Source organism: Chitinophaga sp. YIM B06452, assembly GCF_039655965.1.
In the GTDB taxonomy this organism is placed as follows: domain Bacteria; phylum Bacteroidota; class Bacteroidia; order Chitinophagales; family Chitinophagaceae; genus Chitinophaga.
Genome location: NZ_JAWLKY010000002.1, coordinates 1,230,225 through 1,251,540, shown reverse-complemented (window position 1 = coordinate 1,251,540; position 21,316 = coordinate 1,230,225). Strand labels below are relative to the sequence as shown.

General features: G+C 52.7%; 19 protein-coding genes. 12 read left to right on the top strand and 7 right to left on the bottom strand.

The features are described 5' to 3' along the window. Nucleotides 1-5 precede the first annotated feature (5 nt). Nucleotides 6-1,400 (top strand): alpha-L-fucosidase, encoded by a 1,395-nt coding sequence (locus R3I13_RS14865; RefSeq protein WP_346318757.1) that lies wholly within the window; start codon nucleotides 6-8, stop codon nucleotides 1,398-1,400. Here the strand turns inward: R3I13_RS14865 and R3I13_RS14860 are convergent. Further along, nucleotides 1,397-2,290 (bottom strand): AraC family transcriptional regulator, encoded by an 894-nt coding sequence (locus R3I13_RS14860; RefSeq protein ID WP_346318756.1) that lies wholly within the window; start codon nucleotides 2,288-2,290, stop codon nucleotides 1,397-1,399. The two genes, R3I13_RS14865 and R3I13_RS14860, sit on opposite strands and share 4 nt — an antisense overlap. 211 nt (nucleotides 2,291-2,501) lie before the next feature. On the opposite strand from R3I13_RS14860, the gene R3I13_RS14855 reads away from it, so the two are divergent. The 8 genes from R3I13_RS14855 to R3I13_RS14820 all read left to right on the top strand — a co-directional run bounded on the left by R3I13_RS14855 (nucleotide 2,502) and on the right by R3I13_RS14820 (nucleotide 10,708). After that, nucleotides 2,502-3,725: an enolase C-terminal domain-like protein gene (locus tag R3I13_RS14855; RefSeq protein ID WP_346318755.1), complete on the top strand. Its 1,224-nt coding sequence runs from the start codon at nucleotides 2,502-2,504 to the stop codon at nucleotides 3,723-3,725. A gap of 11 nt (nucleotides 3,726-3,736) precedes the next feature. Continuing rightward, nucleotides 3,737-5,371: a sodium:solute symporter gene (locus tag R3I13_RS14850; RefSeq protein ID WP_346318754.1), complete on the top strand. Its 1,635-nt coding sequence runs from the start codon at nucleotides 3,737-3,739 to the stop codon at nucleotides 5,369-5,371. A gap of 6 nt (nucleotides 5,372-5,377) precedes the next feature. Beyond that, on the top strand, nucleotides 5,378-5,794 hold the full coding sequence (locus tag R3I13_RS14845; RefSeq protein WP_346318753.1) for an L-rhamnose mutarotase: 417 nt from the start codon (nucleotides 5,378-5,380) through the stop codon (nucleotides 5,792-5,794). A 12-nt stretch (nucleotides 5,795-5,806) separates the two neighbouring features. Further along, nucleotides 5,807-6,583: an SDR family oxidoreductase gene (locus tag R3I13_RS14840; protein WP_346318752.1), complete on the top strand. Its 777-nt coding sequence runs from the start codon at nucleotides 5,807-5,809 to the stop codon at nucleotides 6,581-6,583. A gap of 79 nt (nucleotides 6,584-6,662) precedes the next feature. Continuing rightward, entirely contained in the window at nucleotides 6,663-7,514 is an 852-nt protein-coding gene (locus tag R3I13_RS14835) for an SDR family oxidoreductase (RefSeq protein WP_346318751.1), read from the top strand. Between the two features lie 148 nt (nucleotides 7,515-7,662). Then, on the top strand, nucleotides 7,663-8,976 hold the full coding sequence (locus R3I13_RS14830; protein WP_346318750.1) for a hypothetical protein: 1,314 nt from the start codon (nucleotides 7,663-7,665) through the stop codon (nucleotides 8,974-8,976). A gap of 156 nt (nucleotides 8,977-9,132) precedes the next feature. After that, nucleotides 9,133-10,080, top strand: coding sequence for a ring-cleaving dioxygenase (locus R3I13_RS14825; protein WP_346318749.1), 948 nt, complete (start codon nucleotides 9,133-9,135; stop codon nucleotides 10,078-10,080). 1 nt (nucleotide 10,081) lies between these two features. After that, nucleotides 10,082-10,708 (top strand): dienelactone hydrolase family protein, encoded by a 627-nt coding sequence (locus R3I13_RS14820; RefSeq protein WP_346318748.1) that lies wholly within the window; start codon nucleotides 10,082-10,084, stop codon nucleotides 10,706-10,708. Here R3I13_RS14820 and R3I13_RS14815 read toward each other — a convergent pair. The 6 genes from R3I13_RS14815 to R3I13_RS14790 all read right to left on the bottom strand — a co-directional run bounded on the left by R3I13_RS14815 (nucleotide 10,692) and on the right by R3I13_RS14790 (nucleotide 16,296). Next, on the bottom strand, nucleotides 10,692-11,318 hold the full coding sequence (locus R3I13_RS14815) for a chloramphenicol acetyltransferase (protein ID WP_346318747.1): 627 nt from the start codon (nucleotides 11,316-11,318) through the stop codon (nucleotides 10,692-10,694). The genes R3I13_RS14820 and R3I13_RS14815 overlap by 17 nt on opposite strands. After that, the gene (locus tag R3I13_RS14810; RefSeq protein ID WP_346318746.1) at nucleotides 11,315-12,007 is read right to left on the bottom strand and encodes an HAD family hydrolase; all 693 of its coding nucleotides are present in this window, start codon (nucleotides 12,005-12,007) and stop codon (nucleotides 11,315-11,317) included. Before R3I13_RS14810 ends, R3I13_RS14815 begins: the two co-directional genes overlap by 4 nt. After that, complete coding sequence (locus R3I13_RS14805; protein WP_346318745.1) at nucleotides 12,000-12,920, bottom strand: AraC family transcriptional regulator; 921 nt, start codon at nucleotides 12,918-12,920, stop codon at nucleotides 12,000-12,002. The genes R3I13_RS14810 and R3I13_RS14805 overlap by 8 nt, the downstream gene beginning before the upstream one ends. A gap of 80 nt (nucleotides 12,921-13,000) precedes the next feature. After that, entirely contained in the window at nucleotides 13,001-14,314 is a 1,314-nt protein-coding gene (locus R3I13_RS14800) for a GntP family permease (RefSeq protein WP_346318744.1), read from the bottom strand. 26 nt (nucleotides 14,315-14,340) lie between these two features. Then, nucleotides 14,341-15,012: a helix-turn-helix transcriptional regulator gene (locus R3I13_RS14795; RefSeq protein WP_346318743.1), complete on the bottom strand. Its 672-nt coding sequence runs from the start codon at nucleotides 15,010-15,012 to the stop codon at nucleotides 14,341-14,343. A 54-nt stretch (nucleotides 15,013-15,066) separates the two neighbouring features. Beyond that, nucleotides 15,067-16,296 (bottom strand): ROK family protein, encoded by a 1,230-nt coding sequence (locus R3I13_RS14790; protein ID WP_346318742.1) that lies wholly within the window; start codon nucleotides 16,294-16,296, stop codon nucleotides 15,067-15,069. A gap of 399 nt (nucleotides 16,297-16,695) precedes the next feature. Here R3I13_RS14790 and R3I13_RS14785 point away from each other — a divergent pair, with 399 nt between their 5' ends. From R3I13_RS14785 to R3I13_RS14775, 3 genes are all read left to right on the top strand, one after another. Next, entirely contained in the window at nucleotides 16,696-18,558 is a 1,863-nt protein-coding gene (locus R3I13_RS14785) for an FAD-dependent oxidoreductase (RefSeq protein WP_346318741.1), read from the top strand. A gap of 24 nt (nucleotides 18,559-18,582) precedes the next feature. Then, nucleotides 18,583-19,908, top strand: coding sequence for an alpha amylase family protein (locus tag R3I13_RS14780; RefSeq protein ID WP_346318740.1), 1,326 nt, complete (start codon nucleotides 18,583-18,585; stop codon nucleotides 19,906-19,908). A 61-nt stretch (nucleotides 19,909-19,969) separates the two neighbouring features. Beyond that, a complete protein-coding gene (locus tag R3I13_RS14775) occupies nucleotides 19,970-21,313 on the top strand; it encodes a DUF5009 domain-containing protein (protein ID WP_346318739.1) in 1,344 nt (447 codons plus the stop codon). Nucleotides 21,314-21,316 lie beyond the last annotated feature (3 nt).

Genomic DNA, 21,316 nt, shown 5'->3' with positions numbered 1-21,316 from the left:
TCATAGTGAAACCATTAAAGCTTAGTTTATTGACGGCGCTCGCTTTCAGCTTCCTGACAGGCATGGCGCAAAACAAAACGGCAAAACCGTTGCCGCAGCTGCAACAGGAGTTTGTGGATCTGGCCTTTGGCATGTTCATCCACTACAACATTCCCACTTACATGGAAGACGACTGGGCGGACCCGGACGCGTCTCCCTCCATTTTCAATCCCCGTAAACTGAATACCGATCAGTGGGCGGAGGCCGCAAAATCAGCGAATATGTCTTACGGCTGCCTCACCACCAAACACCACAGCGGTTTTGCGATATGGGACACCAAAACGACGCCGTACAACGTGATGAACAGCCCGTTGAAACGCGATGTGGTAAAAGAATACGCCAACTCATTCCGCAAGCAGGGCCTCAAGGTAATGCTCTACTATTCCATTCTTGACACGCATCATAAGCTGCGCCCCGGGCAGATCACGCCTGAGCATATCCGGATGGTCAAAGCACAGCTGACGGAGCTGCTCACCAATTACGGCGAAATATACGCGCTGATCATAGACGGCTGGGACGCCCCATGGTCACGTATTTCATACAACGATGTGCCGTTTGAAGAAATCTACCGCCTGATAAAATCTATTCAGCCCAATTGCCTGGTAATGGACCTGAATGCCGCCAAATATCCTGCTGAAGCATTGTTTTATACAGACATCAAATCGTATGAACAGGGAGCCGGCCAGCACATTTCGAAAGAAAGCAACCGCCTGCCTGCCCTGTCGTGCCTGCCGATCAACCAGAACTGGTTCTGGAAACCTTCTTTCCCGACAACGCCCGTAAAGGATGCCGGAAAGCTGGTGAATGAGAACCTGGTGCCTTTCAACCAGGCGTACTGCAACTTCATCCTGAACGTAGCGCCCAACCGCGACGGCCTGATCGATGATAATGCAGTGGCGGCATTGAAAGAAATTGGCCGCCTGTACAAACGTCCTTCGACGCTGCCGCAGCTGCCTGCTTTTGACGCGCCTGTTATTTCACCGAACCTCGCCAAAGGAGCCGCGGCCAATTCCAGCTGGAGCAACGACATGGCCCTGATGGACTTTGCCAACGACGACGATTTCAGCACCAACTGGCATTCCCACGGCAGCATAAAAGAACCCTGGCTGGAAATAGATCTTAAAAAAGAAACCGGCTTCAATACGATCGTGATCACCGAGAACAGGGCTAACGTTTCCGCATATACGCTGGAATACCGTGTGAACAACCAATGGTACCCACTGGCGGAAGGCTCGAATGCCGCAAGGATCAAGGTGCACCGGTTCAGCAGGGTGTGGGGAGACAGGGTGAGGATAAAATTCAGATCTTATAAAAGGCCGCCCGCCATCGGCGAGTTCGGCATATATAACGAAAGACGCTAGTCATTCTTTTTCCTTAGTAACCTGTACTGTTCGGGCGATACGTCCATCAGTTTCTTAAACAGGCGGGAGAAGTAATAAGGGTCGTCGTACCCGATCGCCTTCGCAACGTCCTTGATCTTGATGGAAGCGTCGTACAGCAGCTGGCATGCCTTCTGGATCTTCAGTTGAATGAAATAATCTATAGGAGACATGCCGGTTGCTTTCCTGAACAGGTTGGAGAAATGGGAATGGGAAAGCTGGTACCGCAGGGCGAGATCGTCTACCGCCAGTTTTTCGTCCAGCCTGCCGCGCATGTAGAGGATGGTTTCGGTGACCATATCAGGGGCGGCGGTATCCGTTTGTTTTATGTGTTTGTCCGGGTACAGGAAAGTAGCCAGGAAATGATGCAGGCAGAGATTGGCATTCATCAGGTTGTCTTTACTGTAGCCCATTTCAAGGCTTTCATAAATATTCCCCCATATCTGGATGGATTTTTCATTGAAAGCGATATCCCTGGCCCCGTCGCGCTCGGTGATCTTCAACATGGTGTTGAAAGCGTTCATATCGGGGCCGGTGAAATGCACCCAGTAGATCGTCCAGGGATCATTGTCATCCGCTCCATAGCGCAAATACTGTGTGGTAGCCGGGATGTGGATGAACTGGTTCGGGCCTACAGGGTATTGTTTGTTGCCGATGGTGAACCAGCCTTTGCCGCGCAGGCAGTATACCAGGATATTGTCTGCACAGCCATTGCGTCGCTCGCGGTAATGATAGGCTGCTTTGGGAAAATAACCGATGTGTGTGATATAGATCTGGTGAAAGGGAGGATTGGTTTTATACACTGTATTGGGCAGGCTGATCAGCTTTTGCCCTTCGAACCCATCCTTTCTTTTCTGTGGAAGCGTATGCATTAAAAATAATGTTATAATCTGGCCGGTCTAATGTAATGTTTTGGCAACTCATGGCAGAATGCTTGCTGGCATTGGGTTGCGTCTAAAAGTAAATAAAAATCCGGAGATGTGAGTACCGCTCCTGTAAAACCGGATAATCCATCAAGGTTGGCGAATACTCTATTTTACAGGTCGTGTTTCAAAGATATCTTAGCGGATTCTAATTCCTGTTATGATAAAGAAGATCGAAGTTTACGACAGGCGGTTCCCGCTGAACAAGGGCGCAGGCAGCGATGCTATTCACCGCGACCCGGTATATTCCTACGCAGTTACCGAACTGCACGACAGCAGCGGGATAAAAGGAACCGGTTTTGCCTTTACCCTGGGCGAAGGGAACGACCTGGTGTGCAGGGCTGCGCAGTTTTACGCCGCCCGGCTCCAGGGGAAGGATATTGAAGAAATAATGGCAGACTTCGGGAATATTTTCCTGCAGCTTTCCAACGAACAGCAATTCCGTTGGCTCGGCCCGCACAAAGGTGTTGTGCATCTCGGGCTGGCCTCCGTTACCAACGCTTGTTTCGACCTTTGGGCGAAAAAAAGAGGGCTCCCGCTCTGGAAGCTGCTTACCAGCCTCAGCCCCGCGGAGATCGTACAAACGCTGGACCTTTCTTACCTGGAAGATGTAATGACGAAGGAAGACGCTCTTGCGCTCCTGGAAGATCACATGCATAGCAGGAAAGACCGCGAACAGATCACCGTCACCGGCTACCCGGGATATGATACTTCCGTGGGCTGGTTCAACTACTCAGACGAAGAGGTGCGGGAAAATTGCAAAAAAGCCGTGGACAAAGGTTTTACAGCGATGAAATTGAAAGTGGGGTCGGCAGATGCCGAGCGCGATATCAGGCGGGCGCACATCGTGCGCGAAGCGGCCGGCGGCCATGCCCGCATTATGCTGGACGCAAACCAGCAATGGACGCTTCCCCGCGCGCTGGAAGTCTGTAAAGCGCTGCAGTCCATGCAACCATATTGGATAGAAGAACCTACTCATCCAGATGACATCCTGGCGCACAGGGTGCTTGCGGAGCAACTGGCGCCCACGAAGCTGGCCCTTGGAGAACATGTGCCCAACAGGATCATCTTCAAGAACTACCTGCAAATGGCCACTGCCGGGTTTATACAGGTAGACGCCGTACGCGTGGGCGGCGTCAGCGAATTCATCACCATCAGCCTGCTGTGCCGTAAATACGGCGTGCCGGTGGTGCCGCATGTAGGCGATATGGGACAGCTGCACCAGCACCTCGTACTGTTCAACCACATCGCGATAGGGCATGAAGCCCTTTTCCTGGAGCATATCCCTCACCTGAAAGAGCATTTTGTGCACCCGGTGAACATACAGGATGGAAAGTACATCACACCCACTGATATCGGCAGCAGCTGCGACCTGAAAGCATAAACACACCCGCTATGATAAGTAACCTGGACCTCACGATCGCCGCTCTTTATATCCTCGCCATCCTGGCCATTGGCCTGTGGGTGGGCATGAAAGGGCGCGCGGGCGCCAACGAATATTTCCTCGCGGGTAAAAGCCTTAAATGGCCGGCTATCGGGCTGGCGCTGTTTGCTACGAATATTTCTACCGTGCATCTCGTAAGTCTTGCCCAGAGCGGATTCGATTCAGGCTTACTGAACGGAAATTTTGAATGGATGGCGGCTTTTGTGCTGGTAGGATTAGCATTGCTTTTCGCGCCATTCTATATCCGCTCGGGCGTTTCCACCCTGCCCGATTTCCTCGAACGGCGGTACGACAAAGCCTGCCGTGACTGGCTGGCCGGTATTTCCGTCGTGTCTGCCATTGTTGTGCATATTGCCTTCTCCATGCTGGCGGGCGGTATTGTGCTGAAAACATTGTTCGGGATGAACATGTACCTCAGCGTGATCATTATTTCGCTGATCACCGCGGTGTATACGATCACGGGTGGCCTTAAAGCCGTGGTGATCACCGAATCGATACAGACCGTGGTACTGCTGGCCGGCGCGGTGATCATCAGCATTGCCGCCTATTACCGGATGGGCGGATGGAATAACATGACGGCCGTGCTCGCGGCAGGAGGTGAAATGGAACGCCTGTCTATGCTGAAACCGCATGGCGACAGCAGCAATATGCCATGGTACGCCGTTTTTCTTGGGTATCCTGTGATCGGTATCTGGTATTGGTGTGCAGACCAGACGATCGTGCAGCGGCTGCTCGGCGCGCGCAGCGAAGATCATGCCCGCACGGGCGCATTGTTCTGCGGCTTCCTGAAGATATTGCCGGTGTTCATTTTCGTGTTACCCGGGTTGCTGGCATATACCCTGGCAAAATCAGGACTCCTCGATTTAAGCAGTATTACCACATTCATCAACGGGAAGGAAGTAGTGGAAAGTAAGGGCATTTATACGCTCATGATCACACAGCTGCTGCCTGTCGGGCTGACCGGCATCCTGGTGGCCGCGCTTTTATCAGGGCTGATGAGCCAGGTGTCCGGCGCGCTGAATTCCATTTCAACCATTGTGACCTATGATTTTTACCAGCGCTACCATCCTTCGGCAAGCGATAAGAAACTCGTCAGGACGGGCCGGCTGGTGGCGGGAGGGGCGCTGCTGGTATCCTTGTCCTTATTGCCGCTGTTGAACAGTTATGAAAGTATTTTCGTGGGCCTCAATGATATCATCGCGCATATTGCGCCGCCTATTACCTGCGTTTTTGTGCTCGGCATTTTCTGGGAGAAAGCCTCCGCCAGGGCTGCCAGGTATACCTTGTGGGCGGGCTCCGCATTGGGCGTGGCGGTGTTTGCCGTGAATAAACTCTATCCATTTACAGCGCTGGCGCAGGTGCCGTTTATGATGATGGCCTTTTATCTCTTTTGTTTTTGCGCAGTGCTGCAGGTATTATTGTCATTCCGTTATCCCGTGCGGCACACAGCAGAAAGCGCCGCGCTTTTCTGGCGTTCGCCGCTGGACCCGCTTCGCTCACCAGGCTGGCGCGGCCTTGCGAACTACAAGGTATTGTCTGCCGCGCTGCTTACCCTGATGATCGTATTATACATCGTTTTTAAATAATAGATGATGAACAGGAAATATTTATTGGGTTTCATTTGCATAAGCCTGCTGGCTGTAGCACAGGCTTGCAGCACGGATACAAAGGCCCGGCGCTTCGGTTCCGTTACCGGCCTGAAGCAGGAAAAGATGGCCTATTACAAAGAACTGCACGCCAAAGCCTGGCCGGGCGTGCTCAAGACCATCCGGGAATGCAACATCCGGAATTACTCGATCTACCTGCAAAAGATAGACAGCGCATATTACCTCTTCAGCTATTTCGAATATACCGGGAAGGATTTTGAAGCGGACATGAAAAAGATGGCCGCCGATACGCTGACGCAGCGCTGGTGGAAAGAAACCGCGCCCTGCCAGCAGCCGCTGCCCGAAGCGGCGGCAGCCGGCAAAACGTGGACAGACATGGAAGAAGTATTTCACACAGATTAGGACGAACAACTTATGCAACAGCTGAAAGATAAAATAATACTGCTGACCGGCGGTTCCATGGGCATAGGGCATGCCTGCGCGCTCAAATATGCGGAAGGCGGCGCAAAAGTGGTAGTGGCTGCAAACGACCGCGGGTCGCTGGATCACACCATGGAAATACTGGGAATGGATCACCTGGGGATTTTCTGCGACGTCACCAACGCTGATGATGTGAAAGAGGCTGTCCGCAAAACGCTGCAACGTTATGGCCGGATAGACGCCATTCACAATAACGCGGGCATTGCCCAGCCCTCCAAGCCGCTGCACGAAACCAGCGAAGCAGAATGGCAGCAGGTGCTGGATACGAACCTGAAAAGCGTGTTTCATACCTGCCGGTTTGGAATTGAAGCGCTGAAGCAGACGAAAGGTTCCATCCTGAATACCAGCAGCCTGGTGGGCACTATCGGCCAGGAGAACCATGCCGCCTATTCAGCCACCAAAGGCGCTATGGATGCGCTCACGAAATCCATGGCGATCGACTATGCCGCCTGGCAGATAAGGGTGAACGCCGTGGCCCCCGCCGGCGTATGGACACCCATGCTGCGGAAATGGAGCAGGGAACAAAGCAACGGCGCTTCCGGCGAGGATTATCTTAATAATATCCATTTACTGGGTTATTGCCCCGAGGCGGATGTGATCGCAGACGCCTGTGTGTTCCTGTTGTCGGACAAAGCCCGTTTTATAACCGGGCATATAATGCCGGTAAGCGGCGGGGCAGAGCTGGGTTACCGGAAAGTAATGCCGCGTTAAAAAAATATTGCCCCTGTCGGTTTTGTTCTATTTTCCCGCTTACCGCCGTCCTAGTTTTGTATCATAAAATTTACAAACCATGATAGCAATTACAGGAGCCACCGGCAATTTAGGCAAAGCCACTATTTCATTTTTACTGAAAAAAACAGCGCCCGCCAATATCGTGGCGGTAGTCAGGGACGCTGCAAAAGCGCAGGACCTGGCGGATGCAGGCGTACAGGTGCGGGTAGCGGATTATAATGACCCCGCCTCGCTGCGAAAGGCATTCGAAAATGCAGACAAAGTGTTGCAGATATCAACCGCCAGTTACGGGGAACCGGCCATGCGCGAAGAAAGCAATGTTGTGCAGGCCGCGAAGGACCAGGGCGTGAAGCACATCGTATACACCAGCACGCTGAAACCAGGCGAGGACGTACATTTCCTGGCCGCCCGCACCTGCAACAATACAGAGCGCGCCATTAAAGCTTCCGGCATGGATTACACCATTTTCAGGAACAGCATGTATTTTGAGACCATCCCCCTGTTCATCGGCAGCGCCATGGAAGACGGGCAGGTATATTATCCCGGCGGCGCGGGCAAAGTGAGCTTCGTGTTCAGGCCCGATATCGCGGAAGCGCTTGCCAATGTGCTTATCAGCGAAGGCCACCGGAACAATGTATACAATATCACCGGCAGCGAAGCCTGCAGCTTTGGCGACATTGCAGACCTGCTGCGCGCTGAAAAAGCCATGGATGCCGCGTATTTCGACATCCCGGCAGACGCTTACCGGGCGGAGCTGGTGAAATTTGAAATGCCCGTTTCCGAGATCGACTTTTATATGAGCATGGCCCACAGCATCAAAGCGGAAGAATTCTCACAAACGGACGACATGCTGGAAAGGCTGCTGCAGCGCCCGCGCCTCAGCATCCGCGAGTTCATCCGGGGTATCTGATTCATTTAGAATATAGACCGGGGCTGCTTTACAGGCGTAAGGCGGCCCTTTTTCATTACGACAACGATCCCACTGGTTTTGTCGTGAATTGTATCTTTTGCAGGAATGGATTTGCTGTTCCTTTGCCGTCAAATAATCACCCCAAAAAATGCAAAAGATATTCAACCCCCGGATCATTACCCTGCTTATGCTCATGGCGGTTTTCAGCTGTAAGAAATCCGCGAAGGACGATGCACCGCAGCCGGACCTTCCATCCAAAGGCACCGTTTACCCCAAAGGCACGCCGGACGGTGATCCTGCTCAGAAAACCATCGGGCCGGAAGGCGGCACACTGGCCATAGAGAGCGGGCGGCTTACGCTTACGGTGCCTCCCGGCGCAGTGGCCGCCGCCACGGTGTTTTCCATGCAGCCTGTTACCAAAACGCTGCCGCACAGTCCCGGCAAGGGTTACAGGCTGCTGCCCGAGAATGTGACTTTTACCAAACCAGTAACGCTCACGATGCAGTACAACGATGAAGACCTTAAAGGAACCGCCCCGCAGGCACTGTTCCTGGCCTTCCAAAGCAACGACGGCATCTGGCGTTACGATCCCCTCACCGCGATCGATGAAACAGCTCGCAAGCTCACCGTGGAAACCACGCATTTCAGCGATTGGGGTATTTTTGCGGAATTCGAGCTCACAGTGCCCAGAACGGTAAAGCCCGGCAATAGTGTTGAATGTATGTTGTGGAGCCCCTTCGCGATACCGCCGCTTGGCGTTGAAAAACCGCATCCGCTGGAGATCTATGACATAGGCCCGCTGAAGAACCCGGCCAATATCCGGAACTGGAAATTATCCGGTGAAGGCGCGCTGAAACCTGGGGCAAACAAGGTGAACGCTACTTACACCGCTCCTGCAAGAGTACCGCAGAAAAACCCAGTTCGCATCAGCGTGGAAGTATGGAATTTTATTCCTCCGCAGTACCGGCAGCGCACGGGCGGCACCGGAAAGGCCATTATCTGGGAAGACGTAATGATCGGCGAAGAAACCTATTTCAGGGGGCAGCTGGATGGCGCCGCTTTTAGCCTGCATCCGGAGAAAATTCACTTTACGCGTGCAGACGACCTGATTATCGTGCAGGGCATCTTTGAGGATGGCAAAACACTTACCTTTTCAGGTTATATCAACGGTAAGATCGAGAGAAGTTATCCCTTCAGGGTAGATGATGATCCCGGCAGAGCCGTCGGGGTATTTGTTGAAGGGCCTAACAAGGCGTATTTCCACCGCTGGTATCCCTGCGATGCAAACCCGGTTGTTTCCCCCGGTTCCGTTACCCTCATTAAGCTGACCAGCTCGGATAATGTGGAATACCTGGAGGGAGAATTCAGCTGTACGCTTTACCGGGAATTCGGCAGTTGCCCTTTCAGGTTTGCCGTTGAGCGTAAAATATCGGGCCATTTCAAAGTAAGAAGAAGCGGGTGATCATTTAAGATCAGGCTAATCCAGGGCGGCCGGGTTGCATTACCCGCGCCGTCCTTTTCTGTTGTATAAAATCTTTGCCCTGATGTACATAAAAACGAACAAACCCTGCGGGATGCTTGTTTTGACTATATTCCCGCACAAATTCACGCATACATTATGGGACAACTGATCACCGGCATCCACCACATTACGGCAATGGCCGACAGCTCGCAAAAGAACATTGATTTTTATACCGGCATCCTGGGGCTCAGGCTGGTAAAGAAAACCGTGAACTTTGACGCACCCGATGTGTATCATTTTTATTATGGAGACGAGGCGGGCAATCCCGGCAGCATACTCACCTTTTTTCCTTTTCAGGGCATCAGCAAAGGCCGCCGTGGCAAGGGAATGTTGAACACCACCGCTTTTTCCGTTCCTGTGGCTTCATTGGGTTATTGGCAGGAAAGGCTGGCCAAATTCGGCGTTACCGCAAAGCCGCCGCAGGAAAGGTTTGAAAAGGAAACAGTGATATATTTTGAAGATCATGACGGCCTGGGCCTCGAGCTGGTGTTCAACGACGCAGACGCACGCCCCGGTTTCACATACGGCCATATCCCCGTGGAGCATGCCATCAAAGGGTTTTACAACGTGGAGATATGGGAAGAAGGATACGAAAGAACAGCCGCGCTGCTCACAGAACAGATGGATCACAAGCTGATCGCTGAAAGCGGCAACCGCTTCCGTTTCGCGGCCACCGATTCGCCGGGGAATTATGTGGACATCCTCTGCTCCCCGGACAGCCTGCGTGGTCTTGGCGGTGGAGGCACCGTGCATCACATCGCTTTTGCAACACCCGATCACGCAACGCAGGAAGCGGCCCGCGAAAAGCTGCGCATGATGAATCCCACACCTATCCTGGACCGCAGCTATTTCACCTCCATTTATTTCCGCGAACCCGGCGGCGTATTGTTCGAAGTAGCCACTTCAGGCCCCGGCTTTGCCATCGATGAAACAAAGGAACATCTCGGGGAAGCGCTGAAACTACCGCCGCAATATGAGCCCATGCGCCCTGAGCTCGACCAGTCGCTGCCGCCGGTTTTCATTAACATCAATAATTTCAGGTGATATGCATCAGAAGAAGATATTTACAGGCGGAAAAAAATTATCCGAAGCAAAACGTGCGCTCGTGCTGGTACACGGCAGGGGCGGCAGCGCGGAAGATATCCTCACGCTGGCGGATCACCTGGCCGTAAAAGATTTTGCGCTGGTAGCGCCGGAAGCCTCCGGCAACACCTGGTACCCCTATTCTTTCCTGGCGCCGCCCGCACAGAACGAGCCCTGGCTGTCGTCTGCCATCGCGGTGCTGGGAGAAGTGGTGAACGATATTGTTGCGGAAGGGATAATGAAAGAAAATATTTACTTCACCGGCTTTTCGCAGGGCGCCTGTCTTACGCTGGAATTTGTAACGCGTAATGCCTCGAAATACGGAGGGGTAGCGGCTTTCACCGGCGGTCTCATTGGCGACCGCATCTATCCTGAAAATTATAAAGGAAGTTTTGAACAAACGCCGGTGTTCATCGGCAGCGGCGATCCGGACGCGCATGTGCCGGTAAAAAGGGTCGAAGAAACTGTTGCCATCATGGAATCTATGGGCGCGAAAGTAACGCTGCAGCTGTATCCCGGCCGCGCGCACACCATCAGCCTCGATGAGCTTGCATTGGCAGATAAACTCGTGTTCAATACTGCATCATAAGCTCCTGGAAACATTCCAGGTATTGGCCCACATGATACCCGTCCATCAGCGCATGGTGCACGTGGATAGACACCGGCATGCTGCGCTGGCCGGCCGTTTCCGTCATTTTTCCGAAAGAGATCTTGGGAATGCTGTCCTTAAAAGAAAAGCTGCGCGCATGCGACAGTGCCGTGAATTTTACCCAGGGAATGGAAGAATAGTGGATCACATTCTCGCCGGATACCGCGGGGATGAGGCCGGTGCTTTGCTGCACTTTTTCTATTTCCTGCTGCGCGGAAGCCAGGAATACGGCAAAGTCTTCATGGTAATCCATATAAGCAAAACCAAAAGTGCCGTCCGGCCGGTTGATAGTGGGAGAGGCGTGCACCGCGTCATATTCCCACACTTCCCCGTCAGTGATCCGGTAGCGGAAAGGCGCTACCTGGTTGGCTGCTTTCAGCGAGCGGTGAAGGTAATACAGGAAGAAGGAAACACCCTGCGCTTTGGCCGCATCGTAGGCGTGCGTGCAGTCTACTTCAGTGCAAAGACCGAAGTACGGCTCTTCAAACCGGCTGAAGAAATTAAAATGATCCCGGCGGGACCATTGCTGGAGGTCTAATTTTTGTTTCATGCCAACAATACGGGTAAGATCTCTGAAATAGTGTTCAACTGGCGGAATTGCTCATGTTCCACATGATGGTCCACTTTTTCGTGGGTCCAGGTAACATGGTAGGGAATATGCACCGCATGCCCGCCGATGGCCAGCACGGGCATTATGTCTGATTTGAGGGAATTGCCGATCATGAGGAATTCTTCCGGCTTGCAGTCCAGGTGGCGGATGAGCTTTTGATAGTCTTTCTCCTGTTTGTCGCTCATGATCTCGATATGATGGAAATAATGGGAGAGGCCTGATTTGAGCAGCTTCCGTTCCTGGTCCAGCAAGTCGCCTTTTGTGGCCACTACGAGCCTGTATTTTCCCTTCAAAGCCTTCAGTACATCTTCTACTCCCTCCAACAGCTCCACGGGTTTATTGAGCATTTCCTTGCCCGTTTCGATGGCTTTCATGATCAGCTCAGGACTGGCGGTGTTGTTCGTTACGCGGATGATCGTTTCGATCATGCACAGCATAAAGGCTTTGATGCCGTAGCCGTAAAGCGGGAGGTTGGCCATTTCCGTCTTGAAAAGCTCCTGCGAGGTGGAGTGCATGGGCAGGTAATCTTCCAGCAGGGCGCAGAACTGCTGTTCCGTTTCCTGGAAATAGGGCTCGTTCACCCATAACGTATCGTCTGCGTCGAATGCTATAACCTGTATGTTAGTCATGGTGCCTTATATCTTTTGGTAATTGTCCGAAATGTTTTTTGAATGCTTTGGAAAAGTTAGCCGTTTCGCTGTACCCCAGTGAATCCGCTACGTCGAATACCGAATGGGAGGTATTCCTGAGCAACTGGAGGGCATGGTTCATTTTCAGTTCGTTAAGATAACCAAAAACGGTGGTGCCGAACAATTCCCTGAAGCCTTTCTTCAGCTTGAAGTCGTTCAGCCCGCAATACCGCGCTACTTCCAGCAGGGAAAAGGGTTCCAGCATATGATCCTTTACAAATTCCCGCGCCGCGTACAATCTTTCCCGGTCCGCCTGCCTGATGCGCGGCGGGCGCAGGCCCTGCAATTGCTGCGCCTGTTCCATCTGCAGCAAAAAGATATCTGTGATGCGCGATTCCAGGAAAAGCTGTTTCATAAAACCGCTGTAACGGCCATATTGCAGGTCCGATATGGCTGCCATCTGCCGGCCGGTAACGGGCATGGGCCGGGAAGTGAGGCTGGCGGCCTCGCCGTTGCGCACGCTGTCCCAGAAACGGTCCGAAAAACCGTTTTCGTCGGACATGAACCGTTCAAAGAATGGTTCTTTCATTTCAATGCTCAGCAGCCTGATCACCGGGCTGCTGATGCTGTAATACCCGTGGAATTCAGGCGTGTAGAAGATCGTATGCTGCGCGTCGCCGAGCGTGGGCGACACGGGGTTGTCGTAAGAATGCGCCCTGCTGCTGCCTTCCAGGCAGAAATACATGTCCAGGAAAGGTTCCGTGCGGTCGTCTTCCCTTTTCACTTCCTTCTGCTGGAACCCGCTGGCGAAAATGATGCTTACCCCTTCGAATGAAGCGGTCATTACTTCGGAATCGGCATGCTCTTCCGTATGCCGGAATTTGTTTTCTGTGAGTGTGTATTGTGCAGGCATGGCGTTCAGCGTAAGTTAGGCGAGTGGTCAAAAAACAAAAGGGCATCAAATATAAGCCATTTTTGTTTAGGCCCGCCGTTTTACAGCATGAAAATCGATAGAACGTAAACTATGGCAAAAGTGACCACCCCCATGATAATTGTTGCGCCGGAGTAAACTTTCAGCATAGGGTTCATCTCCAGGCCGGAAAATTTGCTGATCACCCAGAAATAGGCGTCGTTGGCATGAGACACCATCATGGAACCGCCCCCGAGCGCCAGCATGCACAACAGGCGGCCCATATCACTGTCAAGCCCGAGCACGGGCAGCAATGGCTGTATGATGAACGCGGCGGTGATGATGGCTACCGTGCTGGAGCCCTGCGCGGTTTTCAGCAATACGGCAAGCAGGAAGGGGAATATGATGCCGATGTGGCCCAGTTGCAGCGAGGAGGAAAAGTGATCGCCGATCTTCGTGGTGGCAAGTATAGCGCCGAAAGCGCCGCCCGCGCCGATGATCACGAGAATACCGCCGGCTTTTTCGGCGGCTTCGGTCATCAGGTGACTTACAGCTGCGCGTTTCCAATCTTTCCCCGTATAAAAAGCAAGCAATACGCCCACTGCAAGGGCTATCACCGGGTCGCCCAGCACATGCAGCACGCCGCCTCCTTTTTTCAGGTCGGTAAAAGCGCCCATGGCAATCAGCACAATGGGCAGTATGATCGGCAGGAACGCTTTCCAGGCGGGCGTATCCGGCAATTCCTCCGGTTCGTGATCTTCGGAATTATCCGCAACAGGTATTCGTTTCCCCATAAACGCCGCCCACCAGCAGCCCGCCACCGCGGCGGGAATAGCTACCAGCGCGCCGGTGAGTATCAGCTTCCCGATATCGGCGCCGATAATGCCCGCGGCAGCCGTAGCGCCGGGATGCGGCGGTATCAGGCAATGCACGGCATACAGGCCCGCCGCCAGCGAAACAGACATCACCAGGATGGAAGCCCCGCTGCGCCTGGCTACGGAACGGTTCAGCCCGCTCAGTACAATGTATCCCGAGTCGCAGAAAATTGGCAGTCCCACGATAAAACCTGTGATCCCCATGGCCGCCGCCGCCCGTTTTTCTCCCACGATCTTCAGGATGGCAGCCGCCATTACCCGCGTGGCGCCGGTGTATTCCAGTATCACGCCCAGCATGGTGCCCAGCATGATGATAAAGCCCAGGTTGCGCAGGATGTGCCCGAACCCGTCTTTCATCGTGTTGATGATATCCGCGAAGGATAGCTGAACGCCCAGTCCTACCACAAAACAGGCGAGGAACAGCGCAAAAAAAGCGTGTACCCTGAACCGTACGGTCAGCAAAACAATGAGGCCAATGCCCGCTGCGAGAGACAGCAGTACCTGCAGGAAGGATGTGGTCATAACCACAATATAATGATAAATCCCGGTCAGATCAGGTCAAATGCCTGCGCGAAACGTGTGATGTCGTAAGAGGATTGCGCGTTGAGTTTGTTCTTGATGTTGCGGCGGTGCGTGGACACCGTTTTTTCTGAGATATTGAACGTGGCCGCGATATCCGCGGAATTATTGCCTAATGCCATCAGCCGCAGTATTTCCTTTTCGCGGTGCGTGAGCGCGGCGAACACCTGTTTGTATTTGCGGAGGAAATTATTTTCTTCCAGCAGCCGGTTCACTTTTACGGTGATGTGATGTTCAGGATGGATGGGCATGGCCAGCGTAATGCAATGGGTGGGCATGCCTTTTTCGTTGCGCATGAATATCCGCGTGGCGCTCAGGTACCATTCCCAGTCGAGCCCGGGATGCGCGCGCACCTGCTGAAAGAAAGACACGAACGCATCGTCGCGGTTCTCGTTGATGAGCTGCATGATGCGGGGAAGGTAATCATCCATTTCCTGCGGATTAAAAAAACGGTGATGGTATTCAGGCCCCATGGCGCGGAGCTCGGCCATGTTAGTTTGCAGGATGGCCTGCCCTTTGGGCGACATATACTCTACAGATTGTGTATCGAGGTTGTGGACAATGATAACAGCAGGAAATTCTTCCCCCATTCTTTCCAGTGCTGCTATTTTCTGATACAGGGATTGCGCCGGATTGCTCATATGCACAAGGTACACAGAAAGTTATGCATCGGGAAGCCCTGGAAGGAAATTATCTCAGTTATTGCCGGGGTACAGCAGTTTGTTGCGCACCAATAAGCATGCGCCGATGATGCCGGCCTTTTCGCCGAGGCGCGACAGCACCAGCTGGGTATCGTTATTCACCAGGCTGAGGGAATATTTATTGATGGCGCTTTTGATGGGCAGGCGGATGTAATCCCCGGTGGTGGCGATGCTGCCGCCGAGGATCACCAGTTCGGGGTTGAACAGGTTGATGAGCATGGCAATGCCTTTGCCCAGCTTTTCGCCGATCTCGGCTACCAGCTCAATGGCCAGCATATCGTCGTTGTTGGCGGCATGAATGATGTCTGCCAGCGTGATCTGTTCCGGTTGTTTGTGTTTGCGCATCACCACGGTGGAGAAACCCGCTTTTAGCTTTTCCTGGAATTTGCGTACCAGCGCCTGCCCGGAGGCTTCGGTTTCGAGGCAGCCCTTTTTGCCGCAATGGCAGATCACTTCGTTGTTGAAGAAAGGGATATGGCCAAACTCGCCGGCGAAGCCGGATTTGCCGTAATACAACTGGCCGTTGATGAGGATGCCGAGGCCAATGCCATGGTCCAGGTTCACAAAGAGCACGTTCTTTTCATTGTTCACCGTACCGCTGCTGAATTCGCCGTAGGCCATGGCGCGGGAGTCGTTTTCAAGGAAGGTCCTGATGCCGATGCGCGCTTCTATCACCTTGCTCAGCGGCTCTTCATCGAAATGGAAGAAGCTGTAGCTGTAGCCTGTGGCGTAATTGATGCGGCCTGAAAGGTTCACGCCGACGCCCAGTATCTTTTCGCGGCCTACTGGCAGCTCGTCCGTAAAGCGGAGGATGATCTTGCACAGTTCATCCAGCGAAGCAGCCGTGTTTTGCAGGTCATAGGGGATCTTTTCCGAAAATTTGACCAGGTTGCGCTTGAAATCAAGCAGGCCTATATTAATATGGTATTTTTTTACTTCCACACCGATGAAAAAACCGGCGTCAGGAGCCATGCCGTAGAGATTGGGCTTGCGGCCGCCGGTGCTGTCCACCTTCCCGTAATCGTTCACCAGCCCTTCCGCCAGCAGCTCGTTCAGCAGGTGGGTTACCTTAGGGGTGGAGGCATTCAGCTCCTTCGCCAGGTCCGCAATGGTGGCATTATTGATATTGGTGAAATATGCGATGATCTTTTTCTTCAGGCTCAGGTTCTTGTAAGCCACTCCGCCCAGGGTCTCATTATTCAGTTCTTCAAAGAAAGTACTCATTGTTGGGGAAGGTGTTTTTAAAATGATTCTTCCCACAAATATATTCTTTTTAAAAAAAATTAAAAACAAATTCTGTTTAATCCAGGGTTTGGAAAGGAAGCAGCTATAAACCCAAAATTGCCTTAGAGGGAATAATAGGATTTTGTTTTCAGCCTAAACTTAAAGTTAGAATAGGGTTAATTATTTTGCAGTTAAAAAAATAAATTAAAAAGTACTTGTGTTTTAATAAAAATTATTCTTATTTAGTGGAGTCATTTTAAGAATTAGATAGTACACCTTATACCATCTCAATTTTTAACGCTAACGCCTACACGTTTTTTGCTGTTCCGTGCAACAGCGGTCAATCAATATCGCCGGATGAATGCGGGCGCCGGCGCCCGGGGAAAATTAGATCACGTAATGAACAGAAGGATGCGCATCAGCACTCAGTGTGTAATATTATTATTCAGCCTGGTTTTTAGTGCGAAGGCCCAGCAGCAAACGGACCTGCTGATCGTGGGCGGCGGCGCCAGCGGTACCATGGCGGGCATCCAGGCGGCTAGAATGGGCGTCCAGGCGTTTATTATAGAAGAAACGGACTGGCTCGGCGGCATGCTCACATCTGCGGGCGTATCGGCGATAGACGGCAATCACCGCATGCCTTCCGGCCTCTGGGGCGAATTCCGTGCGCATCTGTATCATTATTACGGCGGCCCGGAAAAGGTTTTCACCGGCTGGGTGAGCAATACGCTTTTTGAACCGCATGTAGGCAATCATATCCTGAAGCAAATGGCCGCAAAGGAACCGAAGCTGGAGATCAGCTACCAGACCAGGTTTCAGTCGATAAGAAAAGAGAATGGCCGCTGGCGGGTAACTGTACAAAAAGGAAGGAAGACTTATTATATTGAAGCAAAACTGGTCATCGATGCCACGGAGCTTGGCGATGTAATGGCGGCCGCCGGCGCGAAATACGACATCGGCATGGACGCCGCCGCCGAAACCGGCGAAGCGCAGGCGCCTGCTCAGTCCAACGACATCATCCAGGACCTTACCTATGTGGTGGTGCTGAAAGATTACGGTAAAGGCGCCGACAAAACCATCCGCAAGCCGGAAGGCTACAACGCGGAGGAGTTCAGGCACAGCTGCGACGTGTCCGACCCCGCATCATTCGATTCGCCGGACAATAACTGCCACAAGATGATGCAGTACGGCCGCCTTCCGAACAACAAATACATGATCAACTGGCCCAAAAGCGGCAACGATTATTACCTGAACATCATCGAAAAAACGCCCGCTGAAAGGGCCGAGGCGCTGAAAGCCGCAAAGCTCCACAGTCTTCGTTTTATCTATTACCTGCAAAACGCGCTGGGCTATAAGAACCTGGGCATTGCAGATGATGAGTTCCCCACTGCAGACAAGCTGCCCATGATACCTTATCACCGCGAAAGCCGCCGTCTGAAAGGAGAAGCGCTGCTCACGGTGAATCATGTGGCCAAACCCTACGAACAGCCGCAGCCGCTGTACCGCACCGGTATTGCCGTTGGCGATTATACCATCGATCATCACCACGAAAAAAATCCTTCCGCGCCGAAAATTGACTTTGTGAAAATACGCGTGCCTTCGTACAACGTGCCGCTGGGCAGCCTCTTGCCGAAGGATACAGACGGCCTCATTGTAGCGGAGAAAAGCATTAGCGTGACCAATATCGTGAACGGCGCCACCCGCCTGCAACCTGTCGTGCTGGGCATTGGCCAGGCGGCCGGGGCATTGGCCGCCACTGCGTTGAAACATAATACAGAACCGCGTAAAGTATCCATTCGCGATGTGCAGCAGGCGCTGCTGGACAGCAAAGCTTATATCATGCCTTTCATAGACGTGCCGGCGGAAAGCCCGTACTTCGCTGCCATCCAGCGCGTTGGCGCAACGGGTATCCTCAAAGGCACAGGCGTACCTTACCAGTGGGCGAACCAAACCTGGTTTTACCCGGAACGGATCCCTTCACGCTATGATGTAGTGGAAGGCCTGCGCAGCTACTACGAGCCGCTGCGCACTTTCTGGGGCGCTTCCGGCGAACCGCTCACCCTGCAATTCCTGCTGGAGCTGTTCGAAAAATGCGGGAAAAAAATAACGTTTCAACAAGCGGAAGCCGATTGGGGAAAATTATCCTTACCTGGTACACCTGCTGCGGATATGAGGCTCAACCGCGCCGCCACCGCAGTACTTATCGACCATTATCTTGATCCTTTCCGGCGCAGTATCAACTTTGCCGGGCAATTACAATGAAAACGAACGGACTAAACGAATAAGATGAAATACAAAAAATTAGCACTGGGCCTGTGTATGCTGATGGGATGCGGCATTACTGCCAATGCACAGAAAGCACATCCCCGCAAGAATATCCTCTGGTTCGACGCTACGGCCAATTTCAAACGTTTTTCTTTCAGGGATTCCATTACATATTACCTGGAAAAATCGAAGGACGCTGGCGTGACCGATGTGGTGGTAGACCTGAAGCCGATCACCGGCGAAGTGTTGTACCCCAGCAGGATAGCGCCTGTGATGAAAGAATGGAAAGGCGAATATGAAAGCGGGGTGAAAGACCTTTCCTGGGACATGCTCACCGTATTTCTCGAAGAAGGCCACTGCCTGGGCCTGAAAGTGCATGCCAGCACAAACGTTTTCGTAGCCGGCCACAATCACTTCAACCGCGGGGTGGTGTACAGCGATCCTTCCAAAGCCAGCTGGCAAACTATCAGTTACCTGCCGGGTAAAGGGTTTACGAAGATCACTGAGCAGAAGAACAAATATTCCGCCATGCTCAACCCCGCCAACCGGGAGGTGCAGAAATATGAGCTGTCTATCCTCAAAGAACTGGTAACCATGTACCCCGAACTGGACGGCATCATCCTGGACCGCGTGCGTTACGATGCCCTGGCCACGGACTTTTCAGACTATTCCCGCAAGGCGTTCGAAAAGCATATCGGGAAAAAAATAAGCCGCTGGCCGGAAGACATCCTCTCTTACACCACAGGCGAAAAACCGGAAAAAATTAAAGGCCCGCTCTTTAACCAATGGATCGAATGGCGTGCCAGGGTGATCCATGATTTCGTGTACGAAGCCCGCAGCGTCATCAAAAAATCCAACCCGAAGATCAGTTTCGGAGACTACACCGGCAGCTGGTACCCTACGTATTATGAACTGGGCGTGAACTGGGCCAGCAAGGACTACGATCCTTCCAAAGAATTTTCCTGGGCCACGAAGAAATATAAAAAATACGCCTACGCCGAAGCACTGGACCTTTTCACCACCGGCAACTACTATTTCGAAGTGACCAAAGCGGAGAAGGACAGGATAGACACCGCCAGCGTGAACCGTACCGAAGCTGCGCAAACAAAGGCCGCGGAAGACTGGTATACCGTGGAAGGCTCTGCTGACCTGGTGAACAGGCTCACCCGCGGCAAAATACCCGTGTATGCGGGGCTTTACGTAGAACAATATAAAGGTCACCCGGAACAATTTGTGAAAGCCATGAAAATGTGCCGTGCAAAATCAGGCGGCGCCATGGTCTTCGATATTGTGCATATCATCAATTACGGCTGGTGGAAAGAACTGAAGGAAGGATTAAAGAACTAAAAGCAAGGCCATGATCCGCGAACTGCCGGTTTTCGCCGGCAGTTTGTTATGCCATTCAACTATGAACAGAAGCAACAGTCTTGACGCCCTCCGCGGCTTTGCCATACTGGCCATGGTGCTCAGCAGCAGCATTGCGTTCGGCATACTGCCGGCATGGATGTATCATGCGCAAACGCCGCCGCCTTACCACCAGTTCAACCCTGAACTGCCGGGCATTACCTGGGTAGACCTTGTGTTCCCTTTTTTCCTGTTCAGCATGGGCGCTGCTATTCCGCTGGCTTTCCGGAAGAAAATAGAAGAGAAGGAGCCTGTGTATAAATTGTTGTGGCATATGCTGCAAAGGTTTGCCCTGCTGGTATTCTTCGCCATCTTCACGTTGCATGCCCGCGCCTGGGTGCAGTCCGGTACGCCGGGTGTAACGGAATACCTGCTGTCCATTGCGGCTTTTGTGCTGTTATGTTTTATGTTCATCCGGATGAAGTCCGTGATCCCGAAGCTGGTGGCTTTTGCTTTGGCATTCGTTTTTCTTTATTATAAAAAGACAGACGTTTCCCGCAGCGATGTGATCATTATCGTGCTGGCAAATATGGCGCTATTCGGCACGCTCGCCTGGTGGCTCACTGTAAAGCAGCCGCTGCTGCGGCTGGGCGTGCTGCCGTTCATCGCCGCCGTGTTCCTTTCCGCTCAAACGCCGGACAGCTGGGGCAAAGCGGTGTACGACTGGAGCCCGCTCCCCTGGGCTTACAAGTTCTATTATCTCAAATACCTGTTTATCATTATACCCGGAACCTTTGCCGGGGAGTGGCTGCAAATGGCCCTCCCCGCCGATGCATGGGCAGACAGGCGCAGGTGGCAGCTCATAGCAGGCGGTACGCTGGCGTTGGTGCTTATCAACCTCGTGTTCCTTTTCAACCGGCAGCTGGTATTGAACCTTGTGCTGAACATCGCGGTGGGAGCGGCTATGCTGTTCCTTGCACGGAAGATGCTGAGCCCCATTCCGTCGTGGATGAACTACCTGCAGGCCGGTGTGTATCTTTTGTGGCTGGGCCTGTTCTTCGACTGCACGCAGGGCGGCATCAAAAAAGACCCTTCCAACTACAGCTATTATTTCGTGACCGGCGGGCTGGCGTTCCTGGTGATATTGGGTTTCAGCATCCTGGAGTATTATGGCCACTGCAACCGTTTGATAAAATACCTGGCCGCCAACGGCAGGAACCCGATGGTAGCATATGTAGCGGGCAACCTGTTGCTCATACCAGCCATGCACCTCAGCGGCGTGATGCCGGTGTACAAGGCCATGGATGCGAACGTTTGGCTGGGAGTATTGAAGGGCCTGCTTTTCACGGGGATCGTTTCGCTGATCACCCTCTTTTTTGTAAACCGAAAATGGTTCTGGAAAACATAAAAA

Coding starts and splice junctions, on each gene's coding strand:
- R3I13_RS14825 (WP_346318749.1), top strand. CDS start 9,133: ATGGGACAACTGATCACCGGCATCCACCACATTACGGCAATGGCCGAC.
- R3I13_RS14820 (WP_346318748.1), top strand. CDS start 10,082: ATGCATCAGAAGAAGATATTTACAGGCGGAAAAAAATTATCCGAAGCA.
- R3I13_RS14815 (WP_346318747.1), bottom strand. CDS start 11,318: ATGAAACAAAAATTAGACCTCCAGCAATGGTCCCGCCGGGATCATTTT.
- R3I13_RS14805 (WP_346318745.1), bottom strand. CDS start 12,920: ATGCCTGCACAATACACACTCACAGAAAACAAATTCCGGCATACGGAA.
- R3I13_RS14795 (WP_346318743.1), bottom strand. CDS start 15,012: ATGAGCAATCCGGCGCAATCCCTGTATCAGAAAATAGCAGCACTGGAA.
- R3I13_RS14800 (WP_346318744.1), bottom strand. CDS start 14,314: ATGACCACATCCTTCCTGCAGGTACTGCTGTCTCTCGCAGCGGGCATT.
- R3I13_RS14850 (WP_346318754.1), top strand. CDS start 3,737: ATGATAAGTAACCTGGACCTCACGATCGCCGCTCTTTATATCCTCGCC.
- R3I13_RS14845 (WP_346318753.1), top strand. CDS start 5,378: ATGAACAGGAAATATTTATTGGGTTTCATTTGCATAAGCCTGCTGGCT.
- R3I13_RS14855 (WP_346318755.1), top strand. CDS start 2,502: ATGATAAAGAAGATCGAAGTTTACGACAGGCGGTTCCCGCTGAACAAG.
- R3I13_RS14780 (WP_346318740.1), top strand. CDS start 18,583: ATGAAATACAAAAAATTAGCACTGGGCCTGTGTATGCTGATGGGATGC.
- R3I13_RS14835 (WP_346318751.1), top strand. CDS start 6,663: ATGATAGCAATTACAGGAGCCACCGGCAATTTAGGCAAAGCCACTATT.
- R3I13_RS14790 (WP_346318742.1), bottom strand. CDS start 16,296: ATGAGTACTTTCTTTGAAGAACTGAATAATGAGACCCTGGGCGGAGTG.
- R3I13_RS14860 (WP_346318756.1), bottom strand. CDS start 2,290: ATGCATACGCTTCCACAGAAAAGAAAGGATGGGTTCGAAGGGCAAAAG.
- R3I13_RS14785 (WP_346318741.1), top strand. CDS start 16,696: ATGAACAGAAGGATGCGCATCAGCACTCAGTGTGTAATATTATTATTC.
- R3I13_RS14775 (WP_346318739.1), top strand. CDS start 19,970: ATGAACAGAAGCAACAGTCTTGACGCCCTCCGCGGCTTTGCCATACTG.
- R3I13_RS14810 (WP_346318746.1), bottom strand. CDS start 12,007: ATGACTAACATACAGGTTATAGCATTCGACGCAGACGATACGTTATGG.
- R3I13_RS14830 (WP_346318750.1), top strand. CDS start 7,663: ATGCAAAAGATATTCAACCCCCGGATCATTACCCTGCTTATGCTCATG.
- R3I13_RS14840 (WP_346318752.1), top strand. CDS start 5,807: ATGCAACAGCTGAAAGATAAAATAATACTGCTGACCGGCGGTTCCATG.